Below are 19,908 nucleotides of genomic sequence, written 5' to 3' on the forward strand. Positions count from 1 at the left end.
CAGCACGATGCGGAGCGCAACATGAACGTCATTCTGCCGCGATATGCCGGGGCGATAGCCGAATCCGTCGTGAACGAGCCGGTCGAACTCGACGCGGCCGCGACGGATGCTGTCGTTGCACCGCCCGCCGTCAACGCCGCGGCGACGAAGAGCGACGGCCTGGGCTGTCATGCCGGTGCTGCCGAACTCAAGGCGGCCGCCAGCGCTGCGGGAAAGAGTGATATCCTTGATCGCTATGCGACCGACTATCCCAAGGGCCCGCACGACCAGCCACAAAGCATGTGCCCTGCATTCGGTTCTCTCCGCGTCGGCCTGCGAATGCGGCGAACTGCGACGGTCCTGTCGGGCTCTGCCTGTTGCGTTTACGGCCTGACCTTCACCTCGCATTTCTACGGCGCGCGGCGCACGGTTGGCTACGTGCCCTTCAACTCCGAAACGCTGGTTACCGGCAAGCTGTTCGAGGACATTCGCGAAGCCGTCTTCAAGCTCGCTGACCCTGCGCTGTACGACACCATCATCATTACCAATCTCTGCGTGCCGACGGCGTCCGGCGTTCCCCTCGATCTGCTGCCGAACGAAATCAACGGCGTGCGCATCATCGGCATCGACGTGCCGGGCTTTGGTGTGCCGACCCATGCCGAGGCCAAGGACGTGCTGGCGGCGGCGATGCTGGAATATGCCCGCAAGGAAGTCGAGCAGGGGCCGGTTCAGGCGCCTCGCGGCGGCAAGAGCGAACGGCCGACAGTCACCCTGGTCGGCGAAATGTTTCCCGCCGATCCGGTCGGCATCGGCATGATGCTGGAGCCGCTTGGTCTCGCGGCCGGTCCGGTGGTGCCGACGCGGGAGTGGCGTGAACTCTATGCCGCGCTCGATGGCTCCGTCATCGCCGCGATCCATCCGTTCTACACGGCGAGCTTCCGCCAGTTCGAACTGGCCGGCCGCAAGATCGTCGGCTCCGCGCCGGTCGGTCACGATGGCACCGAGGCCTGGCTCGAATCCATTGGCGCTGCCTGCAACGTCGCGCGCGACAAGATCGACACCGCCAAGAACCGCTTCCTGCCGATGATCAAGGCTGCGCTGGCGGCGAAGCCGATCGACGCGCGTATTACTGTATCTGGCTACGAAGGTTCCGAACTGCTCGTCGCGAGGCTCCTCATCGAGAGCGGCGCGCGCGTGCCCTATGTCGGCACGGCCTGCCCGAAGACGCAATGGTCGGACGCTGATCGTGAGTGGCTGGAAGCCAGGGGCACGCGGGTTCAGTACCGCGCATCGCTGGAGATGGATCTGGCTGCTGTCGGTGAGTTCAAGCCCGATCTGGCCATCGGCACCACGCCGATCGTCCAGAAGGCAAAGCAGCTCGCGATCCCGGCGCTGTATTTCACCAATCTGATTTCGGCGCGTCCGTTGTTCGGCGTTGCTGGTGCCGGATCTCTCGCGCAGGTCGTCAACGCCGCGCTAGCCAACCAGAGCCGCTTCGACGAGATGAAAGAATTCTTCGGCGATGTCGGCGAAGGCCACGCCGCCGGCGTCTGGGAAGATACGCCGAAGGACAATGTAGCGTTTCGGGAGAAATACAAGAAGCAGATCGAAGCCCAGGCCAAGAAGCGCAAAGCCGAGGAGATGATCTGATGCTGGTCCTGGATCATGATCGCGCGGGTGGTTACTGGGGTGCTGTCTATGCCTTCACGGCGGTGAAGGGCATGCAGGTCATCATCGACGGACCTGTCGGCTGCGAGAATTTGCCGGTCACGTCTGTGCTGCACTATACCGACGCGCTTCCGCCGCACGAGTTGCCGATCGTGGTGACGGGGCTCGGCGAGGAAGAGCTCGGCCAGACCGGTACCGAAGGCGCTATGAAGCGCGCGCACCGGGTGCTCGATCCCTACCTGCCTGCTGTTGTGGTCACCGGCTCGATTGCCGAAATGATCGGCGGCGGCGTGACGCCGGAGGGAACCAACATCAAGCGCTTCCTGCCGCGCACTATCGACGAAGACCAGTGGCAGAGCGCTGACCGCGCCATCGTCTGGCTCTGGAAGGAATACGGCGTCAAGAAGATTCCCGAGCGTAAGCCGCGTGCCGAGGGTATCAAACCCCGGGTCAATATCATCGGGCCGATCTACGGCACCTTCAATATGCCCTCCGACCTCGCCGAGATCCGCCGGCTGATCGAAGGCATCGGCGCCGACGTCAACATGGTGTTCCCGCTCGGAAGCCACCTCGCCGACATTCCGAAGCTGATGAACGCCGACGTCAACGTCTGCATGTACCGGGAGTTTGGCCGCATGCTGTGCGAGGCGCTGGAGCGGCCGTATCTGCAGGCGCCGATCGGCCTTCACTCCACCACCAGATTCCTGCGCAAGCTTGGCGAAATGCTGGGCCTTGATCCCGAGCCATTCATCGCGCGGGAGAAGCACACCACCATCAAGCCGCTTTGGGATCTGTGGCGATCGGTGACCCAGGACTTTTTCGGCACGGCCAGCTTCGCCATCGTCGCCAATGAGACCTATGCACGCGGCGTCAGGAATTTCCTGGAAAGGGAGATGGGCCTGCCATGCACTTTCTCCTTCTCGCGGAAAGCGGGCGTCAAGCCGGACAACGATGCCGTACGATCTGCGGTGCGCGAGAAGCCGCCGCTGATCCTGTTCGGCAGCTACAACGAGCGCATGTACCTGGCCGAGGCCGGTGGCCGGGCGATCTATGTGCCGGCGTCCTTCCCGGGCGCGGTGATCCGCCGTCACACCGGCACGCCGTTCATGGGCTATTCGGGCGCGACCTATCTCGTTCAGGAAGTCTGCAACGCGCTGTTCGACGCGCTGTTTAATATCCTGCCGTTGGCGGCCGATCTCGATCGCGTCGAGCCGACGCCGGCCCGGCTGCACGAGGAAATTCTCTGGAGCGACGAGGCGAAGGCGCTGCTCGATGAGGTGCTTGAAGCCCATCCGGTGCTGGTGCGCATCTCAGCGGCCAAGCGCCTGCGCGATGCCGCCGAGAGCAGCGCGCGCCAGGCTGGCGAAGCGCGGGTCACCACGGATTTCGTGACCAGGGCCAGGGCGTCACTCATGAGTGGAGCGCCAGCATGAGAATGACCGAAGCCGGCTTGTTTTCGATGATTCCGTCTTTGCACCTGAAGGACGATAAGCGGGAGGTGATGTCGATGTCCGATTATGCCTATGGCGTTCGAACGAAAGCGCACGGCGAGAATAGGACCAGCGAATCCCAAGTGGTGTTTGGCGCCTGCTACGTGGCCTTTCTGTTGCGGGCTGCGCTCTCACGGCTGACACCCTGGCGTAAACGAGCGGCCTTCGACCATTCCAGGGATCGCGAGTCGATCTTCGCGGAGGCCCGCAGTGCCGCCGGCACGATCGTGACGTCATCGTTCATGGGGCTGTAACCGGGATCCCGTCCGGCTGGTTGCCGGACGGATAACTGCCGTATCGGTGGATTCGGCAATCGCTGTCGCCCACGCTCGGGCGGCGAACGGCCGCAAGGCCATCACTAGGAGGATACCAAATGAAGGACGGTTCCTTATCGGGGCTATCCGAAGCTGAAGCCAAGGAATTCCACTCGATTTTCATGACGAGCTTCCTGCTCTTCACGGCGGTCGCGGTGGTTGCCCATATCCTCGCCTGGATGTGGCGTCCCTGGTTGCCCGGCCCGGGCGGCTACAAGACGACGGCGCTGGACAGCATCCAGCACGTTGCCAGCGTCGCCCTTTCGTACCTGACATAGAGGGAGGCAATCATGTGGCGAATTTGGCTTCTGTTCGATCCGCGCCGTGCCTTGGTCGCGCTCTTCACGTTCCTGTTCGGACTGGCGATCGTGATCCACTTCATCCTGCTCTCGACCGACCGGTTCAACTGGTTGGACGGGCCCCGCAAGGCGAAGACGTCAGAGATCACTCTGCCGTACACACCACCAAGCATGCCGTCCTGATGGCATGACGAAATGCGTACCGGAACGGACGAGACAGGATCGAGCGGCCCGTCTCGTCCGCTTCCGGTAGCGACCCCGGAGATGATGGTTACGCTGATTTTCGCAGGTGGAGGAACGAACGATGGCAATGCTCAGCTTTGAAAGAAAATATCGCGTTCGCGGCGGAACGCTCATCGGCGGCGATCTGTTCGACTTCTGGGTCGGCCCGTTCTACGTCGGGTTCTTCGGCGTGACGACGGTGTTCTTCTCGTTCGTCGGCATTGCGATGATCCTCTGGAACACCGCGCTCGGTCCCACCTGGAATCTCTGGCAGATCAGCGTGAATCCGCCGGACGTCAAATACGGATTGTCTTTCGCCCCGCTGCAGGAAGGCGGCATCTGGCAAATCGTCACGATCTGCGCGCTCGGAGCCTTCGTCTCCTGGGCGTTGCGTGAGGTCGAGATCTGCCGGAAACTCGGGATCGGCTATCACGTGCCGTTCGCCTTCGGCTTTGCCATCTTCGCCTATTTCACCCTGGTGGTGATCCGGCCGGTTCTGATGGGCTCGTGGAGCTACGGCTTCCCCTATGGCATCATCACCCATCTCGATTGGGTTTCGAACACCGGATACCAATACGGCAACTTCCACTACAATCCCGCGCACATGATCGCCATCACGTTCTTCTTCACGACGTGCCTGGCTTTGGCGCTGCACGGCGGCCTGATCCTGTCATCGACCAATCCCGACAAGGGCGAATCGGTGAAAACGCCCGAGCACGAGAACACGATGTTCCGGGATCTGATCGGCTATTCGGTCGGTACCATCGGCATCCATCGCCTCGGACTTTTCATTGCGCTATCCGCGGTGTTCTTCAGCGCGGTATGCATCGTGATCAGCGGTCCGCTATGGGCGGAGGGTGACGCCTGGTCGGAGTGGTGGAACTGGTGGCGCAACCTTCCGATCTGGTCCTCCAACTAATTCCGGTCATCAGAGAGAGTCCTGAGCCATGGCCCAATATCAGAACTTCTTCACGCAGGTGCAGGTACGTAGCACCATCTACCCGGGAATTCCGATCCAGGCAGGAATATGGGTTCGTTCCAGCGAAGGCCGGTTCAACTATTGGCTCGGAAAGATCGGCGACGCCCAGGTCGGCCCGGTCTATCTCGGATTTCTCGGATTGGCCTCGATCGCCTGCGGCATCGTTGCGATCGAGATCATCGGCCTCAACATGCTGGCATCGGTGAACTGGAGCCCGATCGAATTCGTCAGGCAGCTGCCCTGGCTTTCGCTGGAGCCGCCGAAGCCCGAATACGGCATCAGCTTTCCGCCCTTGCAGGAGGGTGGATGGTGGCTGATGGCCGGCTTCTTCCTGACCACCTCGATTCTGCTGTGGTGGGGACGAACGTACCGGAGAGCGCGGGCGCTCGGCATGGGTACGCATGTATCATGGGCCTTCGCGTCCGCGATCTGGCTCTATCTGGTCCTCGGCTTCATCCGGCCGCTGCTGATGGGGCATTTCAGCGAAGCCGTTCCCTTTGGCATCTTCCCGCATCTAGACTGGACCAACAATTTCTCGATCACGCACGGTAACCTCTTCTACAATCCGTTCCACATGCTCTCGATCGCGTTCCTGTATGGCTCGGCCCTGCTGTTCGCCATGCACGGTGCGACGATCCTGGCGGTCAGCCGCTATGGCGGCGAGCGCGAGATCGAGCAGATCATCGACCGCGGCACGGCACTGGAGCGGGCAGCCCTGTTCTGGCGCTGGACCATGGGCTTCAACGCGACGGCGGAATCGATCCATCGCTGGGCCTGGTGGTTTGCCGTGCTCTGCCCGCTTTGTGGCGGCATCGGAATCCTTCTTTCCGGTACTGTTGTCGACAACTGGTTCGACTGGGGCGTCAAGCACGGTTTGGCGCTGCCGCGATAATTCATACGTGACGTTAGGCGCGCCGCGAATTGCAACATACCGCCGCGGCGCGCGTACGCTTCCATCGTCTTGTCGGCTCGGCAAACCCATCTATGTCCGGGACTAAGCGGCGGCGTGCGGCCCACTTTCCGGCTTCGTGCGACAAGCGTCCGCTAACAAAAACGGGTTCGAGGAACGCTAGGTGAGAGATCACGGGTTGTTGGAGGATATTTGCCCTGGTTCAGGTGTTCAAATCTCCGAAGGAGTCGCTGGGGAATCTCGGCGCATTGCCGGCCGCGAACCTGATCGCGGCAGCCAGCGACGTCGCCGTGATCGTCGACGGCGAGGGCGTCATTCGAGATGTCGCCTTCAACAAGGAAGACCTTTCGCTCGAGCTCGATGCCCACGGCCGCTGGCTCGGTTCGAAGTTCACCGACATCGTGACCTCCGAAACCAGTCCAAAAGTCAGGGAATTGCTCCAGGACGCGGTGAGCCGAAGACCATCGATCTGGCGTCAGGTCAATCATCCATCGCCCGGAGGCGCGGATATTCCGGTGCTGTATTCGGCCGTCAACATCGGACGCGACGATCGGTTTGTCGTGGTCGGTCGCGATCTGCGTCCGCTTGCAGCGATGCAACAACGGCTCGTCAATGCCCAGCAATCGATGGAGCGCGATTATGTCCGGCTGCGTCATGCCGAAACGCGCTATCGTTTGCTGTTCCAGGTGTCGTCGGAAGCGGTCATGATCGTTGATGCCTCCAACAATGCCATTCTCGAGATCAATCCGGCTGCGCTGGCGCTGCTAGACGAGAGCGCGCCCCAGGTTCTGAAATCGAATCTTTCCTCGTATTTCGATGCTGCGGATGCCGAACCGGTGCAAACCCTGCTGTCCACTGTTCGCGCCACGGGTCGGGATGGCAGCGTCCGTGCCCGGCTGGCGAAGGGGGACAGGGAGTGCTTCGTCGCCGTATCGCAGTTCCGGCAGGAGAATGCGACCTTGTTTCTGGTCCGCCTGTCGTCGCGGCAGGATCCTCCGCAAGCCGGCGCGTTGAAGGTGACATCGAGCTTGCTGGAGTATTTCGACGCCGCGCCCGACGCGTTGGTCATCACCGGGCATGACGGCCGCATCGTCAAGGCGAATGCGGCTTTCACCGAGATGGCGCAGCTCGGCAGCGCTGAGCAGTCGCGCGGCGAACCGCTGGACCGCTGGCTCGGCCGTGCCGGTGTCGACTTTGCCGTGGCGTTCGCCAATCTTCGCCAGACCGGCTCGATCAAGCTGTTCTCGACCTCCCTGCGCGGTGAACATGGCGCCACCACGGATGTCGAGGTCTCGGCAGCATCCCTCGTCCACGACGACCGCAAGCAGGGGTTCGGCTTCACAATCCGCAATGTCGAGAAGCGTCTTTCGGCATCGCCGTCTTCGGCCCGCGAACTCCCGCGCTCCGTTGCCCAACTCACCGAACGGATCGGTCGTGTTCCGCTGCGCGATCTTGTGCGCGAGGCGACCGATGTCATCGAGAAGCTGTCGATCGAGGCAGCACTGGAGTTGACCGGCGACAACCGCGCATCGGCCGCGGAGATGCTCGGACTCAGCCGTCAGAGCCTGTACGTCAAGCTCCGGCGCTTCGGGCTTGCCGAGCACGCGGGTGAAGGGGAGGCTGAAGATGACTAGTGCCGTTGTCAGTCACCCGGCGCCGTCGGTCGTTCTCGAACTGCTGAAGCCGATCACCTGGTTTCCGCCGATGTGGGCCCTGGGGTGCGGAATCGTGTCATCGGGCGTGTCGCCGGGGCAGCGCTGGCCGATGATCATCGCCGGGGTGCTGTTGGCCGGACCAATGGTCTGTGGCACCAGCCAGGCGGTGAACGACTGGTATGACCGGCACGTCGATGCCATCAACGAGCCCGGCCGGCCGATTCCGTCGGGACGAATACCCGGCCGCTGGGGTCTCTACATCGCAATCCTTTGGACGGCGCTGTCCCTGTTGCTTGCGACCGTGCTCGGCACCTGGGGCTTTGCCGCCGCAATCATCGGCCTGGTGCTGGCCTGGGCTTACAGCGCGCCGCCGATCCGCCTCAAGCAGAACGGCTGGTGGGGCAATGCGGCGTGTGGACTCTGCTATGAAGGCCTGCCTTGGTTCACGGGCGCCGCCGTGATGAGCGCATCTGCGCCCGATTGGCGCATCGTCGTGATCGCGCTGCTCTACAGCATCGGTGCTCACGGCATCATGACGCTCAACGATTTCAAGTCGGTCGAGGGCGACAAGCGGATGGGGATCGATTCGCTCCCTGTGCTGCTCGGCGTTGGCAATGCTGCACGCTTTGCCTGTGTTGTGATGGCAGTGCCCCAGGTGGCTGTCGTGACACTTCTGTCGACATGGCAGCGTCCGCTTTATGCGGCGGCAGTCGGTGCGTTACTTTTTACGCAGTTGTTCCTGATGGCCCATTTCCTCGGGAGTCCTCGCGAGCGAGCCCCCTGGTACAGCGGAACCGGGATCAGCTGCTATGTCGTCGGCATGCTCATCACCGCCTTTGCGTTGGCGGCACTGAAAGTGAGTTGACCATGAACAACCCCGTGCTCTCATGGTTGGGCATCATCAGGCTGGGCCTCGTTCAGACCGGCCTCGGCGCGATCGTGGTCTTGACGACATCGACGCTGAACAGGGTCATGGTGGTCGAGCTGGCGATGCCGGCGATGCTGCCGGGCGCTCTCGTTGCCATTCACTATGCGCTTCAGATCTTCCGGCCGGCCTGGGGCCATGGCTCGGATCTCGGCGCCCGCCGAACGCCGTGGATCATCGGCGGAATGGCCTTGCTCGCAACCGGCGGACTGATGGCCGCAGTGGCGACGGCCTGGATGACGACGCAGCCGCTGTTCGGTATCGCGCTTGCTGTCATCGCCTTCTCCCTGATCGGCGTGGGCGTTGGCGCCGCTGGTACGTCGCTGCTAGTGCTGCTTGCGAAGCGCACCGACGACAATCGCCGCGCTGCAGCAGCGACCATCGTTTGGGTGATGATGATCGCGGGCTTTATCGTGACCACGGGTATGGCGGGCCATTTGCTCGATCCGTTTTCCCCGGCGAGACTGATCGTCGTATCGGGATCGGTATCTGTGGCGGCGATGGTCCTGACCATCATCGGCGTATGGGGCGTCGAAGGAGGGCAGGCTACCGGCGTACAACCCGTTTCGGAGCGGCCACAGCGCCGGGCATCGTTCCGCGAGGCCTTCCTGGAAGTCTGGACGGAGCCAAGATCGCGGCGGTTCGCGATCTTCGTCTTTGTCTCGATGCTTGCCTATAGCGCGCAGGACCTGATAATCGAACCGTTTGCCGGCGCGGTGTTCGGCTTCACGCCGGGCGAGACGACGAAGCTTTCGGGCGTCCAGCATGCTGGCACGTTGATTGGCATGGCAATGGTGCCGTTGATCGGCGCACTCTATCCGCGATCACGCGGCAATCTTCAGATATGGACCATCGGTGGGTGCCTCGCTTCGGCGATCGCGCTGTTGTGTTTAGCGGCAGCGGCTATCGTTGGACCGTCCTGGCCATTGCGCGAGACCGTGTTCATGCTCGGTGTCACCAATGGGGCTTATGCCGTGGCGGCGATCGGCTCGATGATGGCGCTGGTCGGCGCGGGCGGCCAGAAGCGTGAAGGCGTGCGCATGGGTCTGTGGGGCGCGGCACAGGCGTTCGCATTTGGAACTGGTGGATTCCTGGGAACGCTGGCCAGCGACATTGCGCACTATATCCTGACATCGGCGGCGTTGTCTTATTCCGCGGTGTTTGCATCCGAGGCAGGATTGTTCGTCGTTTCCGCCGTGATGGCCGTTTGGGTTCATCGCGCCCCGGCAACGGACGCGATGCAGCAGCGCTTTTTCGATTCGCCGGTTGCTGCTATCGCAGAAGGAGCGCGGTCATGACCAGTTCTGAGATTTTCGATGTCGTGGTGGTTGGCGGAGGGCCGTCCGGCGCGACGGCCGCGCACGATCTTGCAAGGCTCGGGCGAAGCGTGTTGTTGCTCGACCGTGCCGGGCGCATCAAGCCGTGCGGCGGCGCGATCCCGCCGCGGCTGATCCGCGACTTCGACATTCCCGATCATCTGCTGGTCGCGCACGTCAACTCCGCGCGGATGGTATCGCCATCGGACAAGCAGGTTGACATGCCCATCGACGGCGGCTTTGTCGGCATGGTCGACCGCGATGTGTTCGACGAATGGTTACGGACCCGCGCCGCCGAGGCCGGTGCGCGGCGGCGGACCGGCCTGTTCAAGCGTTTCGAACGCGACGAAACAGGCGCCACCGTCGTCCATTATGAGGAACGCTCGGCCGATGGGACTTCGATGGAAAGCACGGTTCGAGCCCGCGCGCTGATCGGCGCCGATGGCGCCTTGTCGGCCGTGGCGCGGCAGTGCCTGCCCGGTGCGGACCGGCTGCCTTACGTGTTCGCCTACCATGAGATCGTTCGCGCTCCGCCGGCGGCGTCCAGCTTCGACGACACGCGTTGCGACGTCTATTACCGCGGCAGCGTGTCTCCCGATTTCTATGGCTGGGTCTTCCCGCATGGCGACACCGTCAGCGTCGGAACGGGCTCCGCCCGCAAGGGATTTTCATTGCGGGAGTCCGTCGGCGGTCTGCGTGACGCCGCGGGGCTTGCAACATCCGAGACGATTCGCCGTGAAGGCGCCCCGATCCCGTTGCACCCGCTGCCGCGGTGGGATGATGGGCACAATGTGCTGCTCGCCGGCGACGCGGCGGGCGTCGTTGCTCCCGCGTCGGGCGAGGGCATTTACTACGCGATGATCGGCGGACGCTTGTCGGCGGAAGCCGTCGACGAGTTCCTGGAGACCGGGGACGCCAAGGCCCTGCGCAACGCGCGTAAGCGCTTCATGCGGCTGCACGGTGTCGTGTTCTGGATTCTCGGCGTGATGCAGTGGTACTGGTACTCCAACGATCGCCGCCGCGAGCGCTTCGTCAGCATCTGCCGCGACCGCGACGTCCAGAAGCTGACGTGGGATGCCTACATGAACAAGGAACTTGTTCGCGCCAAGCCGGTCGCCCATGTGCGCATCTTCTTCAAGAACCTTGCGCACATGGCGGGGTTGGCATCGGCGTAATGGCCCCGCGCGGCAGTTTCTGGAAGCCCGTGCTGATCGCGGCTTCCGTTGCGATCTTCATTGCGGTGCTCGGCGGCACGCTGACCGACACCGGGGTCTGGTATCAAGGCCTGCAAAAGCCCTCATGGCAGCCGCCGGACTGGCTGTTCGGTCCGGCCTGGACCTTGATCTTTGCGCTGGCGACGGCCTCGGCGGTCGATGCCTGGCGCAACGCCGGGAGCCGCGCGCAACGGGAATGGGTGATCGCATTGTTTGCCCTGAACGGATTTCTCAACGTGTTGTGGAGCACGCTGTTTTTCGCGCTGAAACGTCCGGATTGGGCGCTGATCGAGGTGGTGTTTCTGTGGCTCTCGATCCTGCTACCGATCATCGTGTTCTGGTCCTTCGTCAGGCGCGCGAGCCTCTATCTGGTGCCTTATCTGTTGTGGGTGTCGTTTGCCGCATTTCTCAACCTGACGGTCGTCCGCCTCAATGGCCCGTTTGCGTGACGAATGGTTGCCTGGATCGGCGGTCCATGTGATCCTTCGGCATGGCTGATCTGTTCGCGAGTGGACGTCTCGTCGATTTCATTCTCGTCGTGGTCGTTCTTGAGGCTGCGGCCTTGCTGATATACTGGTCGCGCGCCCGGCGAGGCGTCGCGCCGCTGGATTTGTTACCCAATCTATGCGCCGGCGCATGCCTTCTGCTTGCTTTGCGCGCGACCCTCGCCGGCAGCGGCTGGATGTTGGCAAGTCTCTTTCTCGCGGCCGCCGGTCTTGCGCATCTGACGGACGTCACCCGGCGGTGGCGCAACTAGCCATCGCGCCGGATCTTGCGCCGGTCGGCTATTTCTTCTCCGAGAATTTATTGATGTAGGCGATGACGTCCTTGCGTTGCTGCTCGTCGGTGAGCTTGAACGCCATCTTGGTCGACCCGGTCGCCAGATCCGCCTTGCCCTTGTCGGTGAGGAATTTCTTCAAGAACGCGTTCGGATCGGGCAGGTACTGGAAAATCAGGTCGTCGGACCAGACCAGTCCGTTCTCACCCGCGGCCTTGTTCAGCGCCGAATAGGCGAAGCCTGGCGCCGTTCCCGATTGCCGGCCGATGACGCCGGTCAGGACCGGCCCGACCAGGTTCTTGGCATCCGGCCCGATGCGGTGGCAGGTCATGCACTGCTTGAAAATCTGCTCACCCTTGGCCGCGTCCTGCGCCAGGGCCGCGCTGCTCGAAATGACAATGGCTGCTGCGACACAAGCAAAAACTGCAGATTTCACCGGCACGTTGCTCTCCCTGAGTCTGTTTTGGCTTCGCTCTGAGTGTTAGGATATATTGACAGTTATAAATATCAATCGGCGTTGTCGGTTCTCGACGTTGTTTTGAGCGGCGTCAAACCAATTCCTCGGGGAATGTGGTAGCTGGACGTTCCCATGGGCGGCGACCGGTCGCTTGTGTAAGGCAAATGTGACAACTAAAACCTTCAAAACAAAGGTGTTTCTTGACTTCACGCCGGATTCTGCGCATTCCTACCAAGCAGGGCCTCAGTTTCCGGGTAGCGAGTGTCAGGTAACATTGGCACGTCCCGTGCATCGGTCCGACTGCCGTTGTTTTGACAGCTTCACGCGTCCGCAGAGAATGATCGGCAGATAGCAGAATGGCCGCCTTACCGACCGTACAGCCCGACATCACACTCTTACTGGACATGGAGGGTGTGATCCGCGAGGCGACGTTGTCTCCGTCGATGAGCGGCGAGAGCGTCGATGGATGGCTTGGCCGCCCGTGGGTCGAAGTTGCCGGCGAAATGGGCGGAGAGAAGGTCAAGCGCATGGTCGATGACGCACGCGTCACCGGCATTTCGGCGTTCCGCCAGATCAACCAGCGCTTTCCGAGCGGTCTCGAAATTCCGATGGAATACACCACGGTGCTGCTGGGCGGTCGTGCCGGGATGCTCGCGATCGGCAAGAACCTGCAGGCTGTCGCCGAGCTTCAGTCGCGCCTGATCGCGGCCCAGCAGACGATGGAACGCGACTATTGGAAACTGCGCGAAATCGAGACCCGCTACCGTCTGGTCTTCGACGCATCCAACGAAGCCGTCCTGATTGTGTCGGCCGCCAATCTGCGCATCCTGGAAGCCAACCGTACTGCGATTGAAGCGCTGAATTCGCCGCGTCGCCGCAACGAGGACATTGCGGGACGCGAGCTGCTGCATGACATCGCCGCCGAAGACCGCGACGCGGTTCGCGAAGTGCTGGCGCGCATCCGCGAGCGCGGCAAGGCGTTGAGCATCCTTGTGCATCTTGGCCCTGAAGCGAGGCCCTGGATGCTGCGGGGGTCGCTCATGACGGCGGAGCCCGGCCACGTGTTTTTGCTGCAATTCACCGCAGCAACCGACCTTTCGGCTCCGAAGGAAAAGGGCGAGCCTTCGACCATCGAGGAGTTAATCGAGCATTTGCCGGACGGCTTCGTGGCGCTCGATGAAACCGGCATCATTCGCCATGCCAATCAGGCCTTCCTCGATCTGGTTCAGCTCGGCTCGAAGGCGTCCGCAATCGGTGAATCGCTCGGCCGGTGGCTCTGGCAGCCGGGTGCAGATCTCAATGCACTGCTTTCGAACATCCAGCGACACAAGACCGTGCGACTGTTCACGACGTCGATTCGCGGTGAGCTCGGAACCGAGACCGAGGTCGAGATTTCGGCCGGGACCGGGGAGGGCGAGCCCGGTCAGATCGGCGTGCTGCTGCGCAATGTGGCCCGTCGCCTGCCGTCGGGCACCGAGAGTGATTTTCTGCGCACTGCGCTCGGCTCGATGAGCGAGCAGATCGGGAAATCGTCACTGCGCCAGCTCGTCAAGAATACGGTTGGCGTCGTCGAACAGCACTACGTGAAGCAGGCGCTCGAGCTGGCGGGTGGCAACCGCACGGCGACGGCTGAACTTCTGGGATTGAGCCGACAGAGCCTTTATGCAAAGCTCAATCGTTACGGCCTGGACGACAAGGAGCCGGACGCCGAGGAAACCCCAGAGGACTGAGTTGGCGCTGCATTCGCTCGCTACACCAGCATTCGGAAAAGCCGACCTTTCGAACTGCGAACGGGAAGAGATCCACCTCGCGGGCTCGATACAGCCCCACGGCGCCCTGTTGGTCGTCAGCGAGCCCGATCACCGCGTTGTTCAGGCCAGCGCCAATGCCGCGGCCTTTCTCAATCTGAAGCAGGTCGACGGCATGGCGCTCGCCGATCTCGACGGCGACCTGCTGGTCCGAATTCTTCCGCACCTCGACCCGACTGCCCAGGGAATGCCGATCGCGGTGCGCTGCAGGATCGGAAGCCCCGGTGCCGACTATGACGGGCTTTTGCATCGTCCGCCCGAAGGAGGGCTCGTCATCGAGCTGGAGCGGGCCGGACCGTCGGTCGATTTCACCAGGCACATCGCCAAGGCGCTCGAGAAGATTCGTACCGCATCCTCAATTCGCGCTTTGTGCGAAGAAGCTGCCACCTTGTTTCAGGATCGCACCGGATATGACCGGGTGATGGTCTACCGTTTCGATGACGAGGGGCACGGCGAAGTCTTTTCGGAGCGCCGCAAGCCGGAGCTCGAGGCGTATCTGGGCAATCGCTACCCTGCGACCGATATCCCGCAGATGGCGCGGCGGCTCTATGAGCGCACACGAGTCCGCGTGCTTGTGGATGTGAACTATGAGCCCGTCCCGTTGCAGCCCCGGCTCTCACCGATCACCGGACGGGATCTCGACATGTCCCTCTGCTTCCTGCGCAGCATGTCGCCGATCCATCTTCAGTACCTGAAGAACATGGGTGTGGGCGCGACCCTGGTGATCTCGCTGGTGGTCGGCGGAAAGCTGTGGGGCCTCGTTGCCTGTCATCATTACGAGCCGCGCTTCATCCATTTTGAATTGCGGGCCGTTTGCGAACTGCTTGCCGAGGCGATCGCGACACGCATCGCGGCGCTCGAGAGCTTTGCGCAAAGCCAGTCAGAGATCTTCGTGCAGCGGCTCGAGCAGCGAATGATCGAGGCGATGTCGCGCGAAGGCGACTGGCGAGGCGCGATCTTCGACAGCTCGCAATCGATCCTTCAGCCGCTGGGGGCGAGCGGAAGCGCACTGATCTATGAAGGGCAGATCATTTCAACCGGCGAGGTTCCGGGAACCCAGGAAATCAGGGAGATCGGCCTGTGGCTTGATACACATCGCGATCGGTCGGTGATGGCGACGGCCTCGCTCGGGCTGGATCTTCCCCAATTCGCAGGGATCACAAAGGTTGCGAGCGGCATCGCGGTGACGCCGATCTCCAGCAATCCCGGCGAGTACCTGATCTGGTTCCGGCCGGAGCGCATTCGCACGGTGACCTGGGGCGGCGATCCGTTGAAGCCGTTCGTGATCGGCAATAGCCCCACGGATTTATCGCCGCGTCGTTCGTTCGCGCAGTGGCATCAGCAGGTGGAGGGAACGTCCGACCCTTGGACGCCTGCCGATATTGCCGCCGCCCGCCTGATCGGCCAGTCGGTGGCGGATATCGTGCTGCAATTCCGTGCTGTGCGAACGCTCATCGCCCAGGACCAACTCGAACAGTTCAGCCGCCACGTGCGCGTTTCCGAGCAGCCGGTAATCATCGCCGACATCGACGGCAAGATCCTGCTGGTGAACGAGGCCTTCAAGACGTTGTTGCCGAAGGATCACACTGCGTTCGATAGGCTGGATGAGCTGGCCGGGGCATTTCAACAATCCGACCGTTTCCTTCGCGATGTTGCGGACCTTATCCGTCACCATCGTGCGTGGCGCGGCGAGTTGTTGTTGCGCAGCGAGAGCAACCGGGAAAAGCCGTTGATGATCAGGGCCGATCCCGTGCAGCCGTCGCGGGACCGCGTGCTCGGCTTCGTGTTGATCTTCTCCGATATCACTGACCGAAGGGCCGCCGAGATCGCGCGTAGCCGTTTCCAGGAAGGCATCGTTCAGAGCAATCGGATCAGAAGCGTCCGTCTCGATTCCAAGACCGATCTCGTCTACCAGAACCTGCTGTCGTCGGTGATCGAGAATGCCCAGCTCGCCGCGCTCGAAATCACCTATGGTGTGGAAACCGGCCGGATCGCCGAGATGCTCGAGAGCGTCCGCAATTCGACGCTGCGCACCGCCGAAGTGCTGGAGCATCTGATCTGGCATGCGTCGCGCACGTCGGGTAGCGGCAAGCCGAACGCTTGAAACGGCACGCGCGGCCGATCTATTCCACGGCCGCGACCGTGGCCGACCCATGCAGCACCGCAGCCTCGACGGCGCAGGAGAGGTCGATATTCATGGAAAAGGCGATTGCGCCTTCCTCCACCACGGACTGCGGATCTGGCGCAAGTTCAGCGGCCTCGTCGAGTGCCTTGCGATAGTCGGCCTTCAGCACGTCCAGATCCGAAAAGTGCGGAAAATCGTAGAAGGTCAGCTCCGAAGGGAGTAGCTCCAGCGAGCGCGCCAGCAATCGTTGCAGGATCTGGCCGCCGCTGAGATCCCCGAGATAGCGGGTATAGGTATGTGCGATCAGTCGCATGCCGTCGCCATCGGCCGCATGTGCAACCCGCTTGGCGTAGATCTCGCCGGCGGCAAGCAACGGAATCTCCTCGCTCCATCGCTCGCCGCACAGCGCAGCAAGGTCGGATTCGATCGCGAGCGTGCGCTCAAGCCGGTAGCGGGAGAGCAATGCGATGCCGGGTGACTCGCGATGGCGCTCGAGTCCATGCTCCATCGCCCGATAGGCGGGGAGCAGATTGCGCAACAACAGGATGTAGCCTGCCCGGCTTGCTTCACCCCACAGCAGACTGCGAATGATGCCGGTCCGTTCGGCCTCCGCATGCAGGGCCTTGGTACGAAGATAAAGCGCAGTCACGACGCTGGGCGGGGAGGAGACATCCGCCGTCGCAACCGTCGCGTCCGCAATGGGGGTGGAAGGTAAGCTTCGTCGCGTCAATCTGCGCCGTCCCTGTGCGCCGAGGCCGGTCACGTCCGCCCCTTCATCTGCTCGATCAGACCGTGCGCCTGTTGCGGTGCGCTGATCGCATCTGCCGACATCATATCGGCTCCCATCGACGCCACAAGGTCGGGCTGAGCGATTATCATCGGGCCGCCCAGAATGATGCCGACCTGTCGGTTGCGTGAGTCGCGCCTGATGTCGTGGATGTCCTTCTTCAGTTCGTCGAGCCGCCGATCGCTGCTGACGGAGAAGCCGACGATATCGAACCAGTGATTATGCACCAGGGATGTCAGCTCCTGGTGTGACGAAAACGGTCCAGTGCAGAGATTCCATCCGGCGCGGCGGAAGAACTCGGCCACCATCGATAGCCCGAAACTGTGCTGGTCACCCGGAATGATCGTCAGCAGTGCCGATTCGCCGCTGTGGCCGTCGCTCGCCTCCTGGACGAAGCTGTCGCCCAGGCGGTGCATGATGAACTGCAATCGACCGACGGCGAGCGTGACGCTGGCAAAATCGGTCGTGTCCGATTCCCACTGTGCTCCGAGCTGCCGTGCTGCAGGCGCCAGCAGATCGAGAAAAATCGTTTCGACCGAAACCCCTTTCGCCTGGAGATCCACGACATAGGCGAATGCCGCGCCGTCATCGGCGCCGAGCGCCAAGGCTGCAAACATCTCGATCTCGGTCGGCGCGGCTTGTTCGGTGTTTGCCGCAGGCTTTGCAATGGGCGTGCTGCGTAACGCCAGCACGATCTTGGGAATGATCTGGGTCTTGATGGTTCTGACGACGGCGACGGGCTGCAGCGACGGCCGAAAGCGCCAGATCGGCGTCGGGAGTCGTTGTCGAAGCGATTTGGGACGACGCGGCGAAGCGGTGTCGGTGGCGCTGCCGGCTGAGAAGGATTGCTCGTTCACATCGGTCATTCTTCACTCCCCCCAACATTAAGTCCCCGAGTCAAAAAACCGTCAAGTTGAATTTACGTATGGTTTAGTTGACAGTTCTCGAGGCGAGGTTTAGCCTTCTTCCATCAAGCCCGCACATAGGGAGTGGCGCGGTGCAGTTTCGAGCAGCTAAAAGCGGCCAGTTTCCCAAACGCGGCGACACTTCGCCGGCATCTGCTCGATTTCCCCAAGCGATATCGCATCACCGCGACGCAGGGCTGTCAAACAATCTTTACAGTTCAGCAGGTGAATACATCGCTGCGGCTGCGAATGGAATTTCGCAGAATGGCGACGTCACATCGCGAGCCCGTTCGACAGCCCAATCACTTAGGCCGCTATACACGCCCGAACAGCGCCTTCGCCGCGATGCAACAAGGTGGACCCTGGTGCAGGGCATTCTTGCGCCGGTCCAGTTCGCGGTTTTCCTGATCAGCCTGGCGCTGGTGCTTCGTTATCTCTTCACGGGCGAAGGCTTTGCAGTGGCGACGGCGTCGATCGTCGTCAAGACGATCGTGCTCTACGCGATCATGATCACCGGCTCGATCTGGGAACGTGAAGTCTTCGGCTGCTATCTGTTTGCGCCGGCCTTCTTCTGGGAAGACGTCTTCAGCTTCCTCGTACTGGCGCTGCACACCGCCTACCTGGTCGCGCTGTTCGCAGGGCTCGGCGATCCGCGCCAGCAGATGCTGCTCGCGCTGGCTGCCTATGCCTCCTACTTCGTCAACGCCACGCAGTTCGTTCTCAAGCTGCGCGCGGCGCGGCGCGACGAGCGGTTGGCACTTTCGGCGGCTTCCTCGATTCCCGGGAGCCGCGCATGAACGTGCATGTGCAGGGTTGTCCGGTTGCGGCAGATGTCGCGCCCAAGCCGGTTCGCCGCGAGAGCGGCCAGCGCGAAGTATTCTGCGGGTTGACCGGAATCGTCTGGCTGCACCGGAAGATCCAGGACGCCTTCTTCCTGGTGGTGGGCTCCCGCACCTGCGCGCATCTGATTCAGTCCGCCGCCGGCGTCATGATCTTCGCCGAGCCCAGATTTGCGACTGCGATCATGGAGGAAAAGGATCTCGCCGGGCTCACCGACGCCAACGACGAGCTCGATCGCATCGTGGCTCAGCTGATCGCGCGGCGGCCGGAGATCCGGCTGTTGTTCCTGGTCGGCTCCTGTCCGTCCGAAGTCATCAAGCTCGATCTGTCGCGCGCCGCATTGCGGCTGTCCCAGAAGTTTTCGCCTGCGGTCCGCATTCTCAATTACTCGGGCAGCGGAATCGAGACAACATTCACGCAAGGCGAGGATGCCTGTCTCGCCTCGCTCGTCCCCGCGGCCCCCCCGACCCGGAGGAGTGAGGACCAATTGCTGATCGTCGGCTCGCTGGCCGACGTGGTCGAGGACCAGTTCATCCGGCTGTTCGACGCGCTGGGCATTGGGCGCGTGCAATTCCTGCCGCCGCGCAAGGCGAGTGCGCTTCCAGCGATCGGACCAAACACCCGATTTCTCCTGGCCCAACCCTTCCTCGCTGACACGGCGCGCGCGCTGGAAGATCGCGGCGCCGTCCGTTTGGCCGCGCCGTTCCCGCTGGGCGTCGAGGGCACGACGGCATGGTTGCGTGCAGCGGCCGATGCGTTCGGTGTCGCGCCCTCGCTGTTCGAGGCGGTCACCCAACCCCATCGCATCAGGGCGGAGCGGGCGCTGGTTCGCTATCGCGATCAGCTCAGCGGCCGCCGCATCTTTCTGTTCCCGGATTCCCAGCTCGAAATTCCACTGGCGCGGTTCCTGTCGCGCGAATTGTCGATGCAACTGGTCGAGGTCGGAACACCCTATCTACACCGCGAGCATCTCGCCGAAGAGCTCAGGCTGCTGCCGGATGATGTCGTGCTGTCGGAAGGGCAGGACGTCGATTTGCAGCTCGATCGCTGTCGCGCCGCGCGTCCGGACCTCGTGGTTTGTGGGCTTGGGCTCGCCAATCCGCTGGAGGCCGAGGGCATGGCCACCAAATGGTCGATCGAGCTCGTGTTCACGCCGATCCAGGGCTACGAGCAGGCGGCCGATCTGGCCGAACTGTTTGCGCGCCCCCTGGTGCGTCGCGCAAGACTGGTGGCCTGA

Annotated in this window: 20 protein-coding genes; 17 read left to right on the top strand and 3 right to left on the bottom strand. The window is 62.4% G+C overall.

Translation table 11 applies throughout. From position 1 onward, the window contains the following. Positions 1 to 21 precede the first annotated feature (21 nt). The 13 genes from bchY (at position 22) to F8237_RS24745 (ending at position 11,728) form a co-directional block, all read left to right on the top strand. Positions 22 to 1,629, top strand: coding sequence for a chlorophyllide a reductase subunit Y (gene bchY, locus F8237_RS24685; protein WP_151648740.1), 1,608 nt, complete (start codon positions 22 to 24; stop codon positions 1,627 to 1,629). Beyond that, positions 1,629 to 3,080 carry a chlorophyllide a reductase subunit Z gene (bchZ, locus tag F8237_RS24690; protein WP_151648742.1) on the top strand — a complete coding sequence of 484 codons (1,452 nt, stop codon included), beginning with the start codon at positions 1,629 to 1,631 and terminating at the stop codon, positions 3,078 to 3,080. The genes bchY and bchZ overlap by 1 nt, the downstream gene beginning before the upstream one ends. Then, entirely contained in the window at positions 3,077 to 3,391 is a 315-nt protein-coding gene (locus F8237_RS24695; protein WP_244625958.1) for a hypothetical protein, read from the top strand. The genes bchZ and F8237_RS24695 overlap by 4 nt, the downstream gene beginning before the upstream one ends. A 119-nt stretch (positions 3,392 to 3,510) precedes the next feature. Then, entirely contained in the window at positions 3,511 to 3,729 is a 219-nt protein-coding gene (gene pufB, locus F8237_RS24700) for a light-harvesting antenna LH1, beta subunit (protein ID WP_021076708.1), read from the top strand. Between the two features lie 12 nt (positions 3,730 to 3,741). After that, a complete protein-coding gene (gene pufA / locus F8237_RS24705) occupies positions 3,742 to 3,933 on the top strand; it encodes a light-harvesting antenna LH1, alpha subunit (protein WP_015684467.1) in 192 nt (63 codons plus the stop codon). A 121-nt stretch (positions 3,934 to 4,054) separates the two neighbouring features. Beyond that, on the top strand, positions 4,055 to 4,891 hold the full coding sequence (gene pufL / locus F8237_RS24710) for a photosynthetic reaction center subunit L (protein WP_151648744.1): 837 nt from the start codon (positions 4,055 to 4,057) through the stop codon (positions 4,889 to 4,891). Between the two features lie 28 nt (positions 4,892 to 4,919). Further along, complete coding sequence (gene pufM, locus F8237_RS24715) at positions 4,920 to 5,843, top strand: photosynthetic reaction center subunit M (protein WP_151648746.1); 924 nt, start codon at positions 4,920 to 4,922, stop codon at positions 5,841 to 5,843. Between the two features lie 224 nt (positions 5,844 to 6,067). Continuing rightward, positions 6,068 to 7,495, top strand: coding sequence for a transcriptional regulator PpsR (ppsR, locus tag F8237_RS24720; RefSeq protein ID WP_201280146.1), 1,428 nt, complete (start codon positions 6,068 to 6,070; stop codon positions 7,493 to 7,495). Beyond that, positions 7,488 to 8,381 (top strand): chlorophyll synthase ChlG, encoded by an 894-nt coding sequence (gene chlG / locus F8237_RS24725; RefSeq protein ID WP_151648750.1) that lies wholly within the window; start codon positions 7,488 to 7,490, stop codon positions 8,379 to 8,381. The genes ppsR (F8237_RS24720) and chlG overlap by 8 nt, the downstream gene beginning before the upstream one ends. Before the next feature lie 2 nt (positions 8,382 to 8,383). Next, entirely contained in the window at positions 8,384 to 9,739 is a 1,356-nt protein-coding gene (locus F8237_RS24730) for a BCD family MFS transporter (RefSeq protein ID WP_151648752.1), read from the top strand. Next, the gene (locus F8237_RS24735) at positions 9,736 to 10,932 is read left to right on the top strand and encodes a geranylgeranyl diphosphate reductase (protein WP_151648754.1); all 1,197 of its coding nucleotides are present in this window, start codon (positions 9,736 to 9,738) and stop codon (positions 10,930 to 10,932) included. The genes F8237_RS24730 and F8237_RS24735 overlap by 4 nt, the downstream gene beginning before the upstream one ends. Continuing rightward, on the top strand, positions 10,932 to 11,420 hold the full coding sequence (locus tag F8237_RS24740; RefSeq protein ID WP_151648757.1) for a TspO/MBR family protein: 489 nt from the start codon (positions 10,932 to 10,934) through the stop codon (positions 11,418 to 11,420). Before F8237_RS24735 ends, F8237_RS24740 begins: the two co-directional genes overlap by 1 nt. Before the next feature lie 41 nt (positions 11,421 to 11,461). Continuing rightward, positions 11,462 to 11,728, top strand: a complete 267-nt coding sequence (locus F8237_RS24745) for a hypothetical protein (protein WP_151648759.1) — start codon at positions 11,462 to 11,464, stop codon at positions 11,726 to 11,728. A gap of 28 nt (positions 11,729 to 11,756) precedes the next feature. Here the strand turns inward: F8237_RS24745 and F8237_RS24750 are convergent, their stop codons facing one another. Further along, a complete protein-coding gene (locus F8237_RS24750) occupies positions 11,757 to 12,191 on the bottom strand; it encodes a c-type cytochrome (protein ID WP_151648761.1) in 435 nt (144 codons plus the stop codon). Between the two features lie 371 nt (positions 12,192 to 12,562). Here F8237_RS24750 and ppsR (F8237_RS24755) point away from each other — a divergent pair, with 371 nt between their 5' ends. Both ppsR (F8237_RS24755) and F8237_RS24760 read left to right on the top strand, forming a co-directional pair. Further along, positions 12,563 to 13,936, top strand: a complete 1,374-nt coding sequence (ppsR, locus tag F8237_RS24755; RefSeq protein ID WP_151648763.1) for a transcriptional regulator PpsR — start codon at positions 12,563 to 12,565, stop codon at positions 13,934 to 13,936. Between the two features lies 1 nt (position 13,937). Further along, positions 13,938 to 16,118: a GAF domain-containing protein gene (locus F8237_RS24760; RefSeq protein ID WP_151648765.1), complete on the top strand. Its 2,181-nt coding sequence runs from the start codon at positions 13,938 to 13,940 to the stop codon at positions 16,116 to 16,118. 19 nt (positions 16,119 to 16,137) lie between these two features. Here the strand turns inward: F8237_RS24760 and F8237_RS24765 are convergent, their stop codons facing one another. Together F8237_RS24765 and F8237_RS24770 are read right to left on the bottom strand one after the other, a co-directional pair. Further along, the gene (locus F8237_RS24765; protein WP_151648767.1) at positions 16,138 to 16,902 is read right to left on the bottom strand and encodes a biliverdin-producing heme oxygenase; all 765 of its coding nucleotides are present in this window, start codon (positions 16,900 to 16,902) and stop codon (positions 16,138 to 16,140) included. Then, positions 16,899 to 17,792 carry a cobalamin B12-binding domain-containing protein gene (locus F8237_RS24770; protein WP_151648769.1) on the bottom strand — a complete coding sequence of 298 codons (894 nt, stop codon included), beginning with the start codon at positions 17,790 to 17,792 and terminating at the stop codon, positions 16,899 to 16,901. Before F8237_RS24770 ends, F8237_RS24765 begins: the two co-directional genes overlap by 4 nt. Positions 17,793 to 18,085: 293 nt before the next feature. On the opposite strand from F8237_RS24770, the gene bchF reads away from it, so the two are divergent. Together bchF and F8237_RS24780 are read left to right on the top strand one after the other, a co-directional pair. Further along, complete coding sequence (gene bchF / locus F8237_RS24775; protein WP_201280224.1) at positions 18,086 to 18,628, top strand: 2-vinyl bacteriochlorophyllide hydratase; 543 nt, start codon at positions 18,086 to 18,088, stop codon at positions 18,626 to 18,628. Further along, a complete protein-coding gene (locus F8237_RS24780) occupies positions 18,625 to 19,908 on the top strand; it encodes a ferredoxin:protochlorophyllide reductase (ATP-dependent) subunit N (protein WP_151648771.1) in 1,284 nt (427 codons plus the stop codon). Before bchF ends, F8237_RS24780 begins: the two co-directional genes overlap by 4 nt.

The sequence above is a fragment of the Bradyrhizobium betae genome, from assembly GCF_008932115.1.
GTDB lineage: Bacteria > Pseudomonadota > Alphaproteobacteria > Rhizobiales > Xanthobacteraceae > Bradyrhizobium > Bradyrhizobium betae.